Source organism: Zymomonas sp. (assembly GCF_020216885.1).
Taxonomy (GTDB): domain Bacteria; phylum Pseudomonadota; class Alphaproteobacteria; order Sphingomonadales; family Sphingomonadaceae; genus Zymomonas.
The window spans coordinates 1-3,656 of record NZ_JAIWON010000176.1 but is presented as its reverse complement, the minus strand read 5'-3'; the positions used below and the strand labels follow the sequence as shown (position 1 = coordinate 3,656).

At 48.2% G+C, this 3,656-nt stretch carries 3 protein-coding genes and 1 pseudogene; all 4 read left to right on the top strand.

Going from position 1 to position 3,656, the window contains the following annotated elements:
- A pseudogene (locus tag LDL18_RS08820) lies at positions 1 to 559 on the top strand (D-alanine--D-alanine ligase); the annotation flags it as partial.
- The gene (locus LDL18_RS08815; protein WP_296508828.1) at positions 552 to 1,502 is read left to right on the top strand and encodes an FtsQ-type POTRA domain-containing protein; all 951 of its coding nucleotides are present in this window, start codon (positions 552 to 554) and stop codon (positions 1,500 to 1,502) included. The pseudogene LDL18_RS08820 and the gene LDL18_RS08815, both read left to right, overlap by 8 nt.
- 17 nt (positions 1,503 to 1,519) lie before the next feature.
- Positions 1,520 to 2,782: a cell division protein FtsA gene (gene ftsA / locus LDL18_RS08810; RefSeq protein ID WP_296508826.1), complete on the top strand. Its 1,263-nt coding sequence runs from the start codon at positions 1,520 to 1,522 to the stop codon at positions 2,780 to 2,782.
- A 216-nt stretch (positions 2,783 to 2,998) separates the two neighbouring features.
- The coding region (gene ftsZ / locus LDL18_RS08805; protein ID WP_296508824.1) for a cell division protein FtsZ at positions 2,999 to 3,656 on the top strand (658 nt) is incomplete at its 3' end.

Sequence of the window (3,656 nt, the reverse complement as noted above, 5' to 3'; positions counted from 1 at the left end):
ACCGGTCAATGAAGGCTCTTCTGTTGGGGTTGCGATCATTGATGAGACCTTTAATGACGGTCAGGCCATTCGGAAAGACCAGATTGACCCATGGAAGAATTTTAAAACCCTTCTTGCTGAACCCTTTATCAAAGGCCGTGAATTAACCGTGGCGGTTATGGGGGATAAGGCTCTGGCGGTTACCGAATTATGCCCGAATAACGGCTTTTATGATTATAAAGCCAAATATACCGATGGCATGACAACCCATATCTGTCCCGCAGAAATTCCGGCAGAAATTGCCGAAAAGGCGATGAATCTTGCCTTAAAAGCGCATCATCTTTTGGGATGTCGGGGCCCATCCCGTTCTGATTTTCGTTGGGATGACGAAGCCGGATTGGATGGATTGTTTCTGTTAGAGGTGAATACCCAGCCGGGTATGACACCGTTGAGTTTGGTTCCTGAACAGGCAAAACAGCTTGGTATCGACTATGTCACCTTGTGCCAGATGATTGTTGAGGAAGCCTTGGCAGAAGAAGACGCATTACAAGAAACCAAAATGGCAGGACAGGGTGGCTAAAGCAGCAGGCAGAACAAAATCGGCTTCGGCTAGGCGCTCCCCAAGGCGGCATGCCCGCCAAACAGGCGCGACAATTCGTCGTCCCAAACGGCCTATCAAGAGTAATGAGACGATAGCCCTGCCTAAATGGCTGGCTTTTCTTTCGCATCCGTTCTTAAAACAGATGGCGAAGCGTCTTTTGCTTATTCTTGTTATTGTCGGATTTTTGGCCGGTCTTTGGGCTGCGCGTTGGCCACAATTATTGGCGACCAAAACAGGTGAATATCTGGGACGGCAGGGCTTTTCTGTTAGTCATGTCGAGATTGTCGGTTTGCATCATATGGATCGTCAGGCCATCTATGCGATTGCCTCCACTCAGCAAAATCTGGCGATGCCTTTGGTTGATCTCAATGCCATTCGAGATCGCTTGTTACGTTTTGGCTGGATTGAGGATGCGCGTGTTTCCCGCCGTTGGCCGGATACTTTGGTTGTTGATATCGTCGAACGGAATCCGGCGGCTGTCTGGCAATATCATGGTCATTTAAGGCTGGTTGATAATAACGGTATTATTATTTCGGATGTTGATCCCCATGCTTCGCCTGATCTGCCTTTGGTTATCGGCGCAGGTGCCAATTTACATTTGGAAGATTTGGGGCATCTTTTGGAAGCGGCACCCTCTTTGAAACCGATGATTGATGCAGCAAGCTGGATTGGGAATCGGCGTTGGGATTTGCATTTCGCTTCTGGTGAAACTTTATCTTTACCAGAAGGGAATGAAGCCGAAGCGGCTTTGGTGCGTTTCTCTCATATTAATCGCGAGCATCACTTGTTAGAAAGGGGCTATGTCAAATTCGATATGCGTGTTCCGGGGGCACCTATTACCGCCAGAATTTCACCGGAACCCGTTAAGAAAGCGACAAAGCCTGCAAAGGTAGCGGATCCTTTGGTAAGTGATCGAATATGAAGGAACGACATCATAGTATGACGCCGGTAAAAGAAGGCAATCTGATAACAGCGCTTGATATCGGTTCTTCCAAAATTTCAGCTCTGATTGTCGAAAAAAGAGCTGATAATGTTTTGCAGGTATTGGGAAGTGGTCAGCGAGAAAGTCTGGGGGTCAGACGGGGCTATCTTTTCGATATGGAATCGACAGAAAAGGCGGTTCGAGAAGCGGTTGAACAGGCCGAAAGGATTGCTGGCACCAATATTGAATCTGTCTGGGTATCTTTTTCTGCGGGGGGCTTGATATCCGATCTTAGCTCGACAGAAGTGGCCTTGAATGGTCAACGGATCGAAGAAATCCATATGGAAACCCTGTTAGCGACCGGACGAGATGCGATCGATCCTGATGGGCATATGGTGCTTCATGCTCAACCCGCCCTTTATACCTTAGACGGATTAAAGGGGGTTAAAAGCCCGATTGGTCTTTATGCCGACCGTTTGGGTGTCGATATCCATGTGATTGCGGCTGAACCTTCACCTGTTAGAAATCTGGAATTGGCGGTTCGTTCAGCCCATCTGGAAGTGCAGGCGATTGTGGCCGCCCCGATCGCGGCTGGGATGTCCTGTCTTTTTAAGGAAGAGCGGGAATTGGGTGTAGCCTTGGTCGAATTAGGGGCAGGCGTTACCAATGTATCCCTTTTTGCCGGTGGGCTATTGGTTGGTTTGACTTCTATCCCAATGGGCGCATCCGATATCACGGATGACATTGCTGCGGCTTTTGGAACCAGACGGTCGGATGCAGAAAGATTAAAATGCTTTTATGGATCGGCGCAGAGTTCACCTCGCGATAATCATGAGATGATAGATGTGGCTCCGATTGCCAATGACGAGGATGTAATTGATCCACAACGGATAAGTCGCGCGCAGTTGATCGGTGTTATTCGGAAGCGTTTGGATCATTGGATGGATCATATCGCTGATGCCTTGAAATCTTTGGGCTATAATGGCCCCGTCGGGCGTCAGGTTGTTTTAACAGGAGGGGGTGCAGAATTGAAAGGTATTGCCGATTATGCCCAAGGTGTCTTGGGTCGTTCGGTGAGAATAGGGCGGCCGCATGGCCTTGTTGGGCTTCCAGATGCCCATAGTGGCCCAGCTTTCGCGACTTTGACGGGGCTTGTTCTTCATGCTGCGTCGGAACCCTTTGATCTTAGGCCGCTCTCTTATAATAATAGAATGGGCAGTCAAAAATCTTTTATGGGATCTTTTAAACGTCTTTTTCAGATGTTTCGTCGCGAATATTAAAAATATATTCAAAATTAAGATTTTATTGCACATTTTTACGTGCTTTTAGTAATGGCTTCAGGCAATATAAGATTTAGTCACTAGGTAACAGGGTGAATAGCTTTGTTTGGTCAGATCCGGTAATCTTTTCGACAAAGAGTAACTTGTTAAATCCGATTTTATAGCATTGTAGCCTAGGATAAGCCTGACAAAATGTATTTGAGACGGAGAGCGTAAATGACCATCGAATTCATGCAGCCCAGTGATAGCAGCGAAGTGAGTGAGCTGCCCCGGATTAGCGTGATTGGTGTCGGCGGCGGCGGCGGAAATGCTGTTGCCAATATGATTGCATCAGGTGTGCAGGGTGTCGATTTTATCGTAGCGAATACGGACGCCCAAGCCTTAAATATCTCTCCGGCAGAACAGCGGATTCAGCTTGGCCCGACGACGACGCAGGGCTTGGGGGCAGGATCAAGGCCGGAAGTCGGAAAGGCCGCCGCAGAAGAAACAATTGAGCAGATTCAAGAAGCCTTGGAAGGCGCAAGAATGTGCTTTATCGCGGCTGGTATGGGCGGTGGCACCGGCACGGGGGCTGCGCCTGTTATCGCAAAAGTGGCGCGTGATCGTGGTATTTTGACAGTCGGTGTTGTGACCAAACCTTTTAATTTTGAAGGTAAAAGACGGGCGCGTTCTGCTGAAAGTGGTATTGAAGAACTGCAAAAGCATGTCGATACGCTGATTGTTATTCCAAACCAGAATTTATTTTTGATCGCCAATCCGAATACGACCTTTAAGCAAGCCTTCCAAATGGCGGACGAGGTATTGCAGCAAGGTGTTCGCGGTATTACCGATTTGATGGTCTGCCCCGGTCTTATCAATCTTGATTTTGCCGATA

Coding starts and splice junctions, on each gene's coding strand:
- ftsA (WP_296508826.1), top strand. CDS start 1,520: ATGACGCCGGTAAAAGAAGGCAATCTGATAACAGCGCTTGATATCGGT.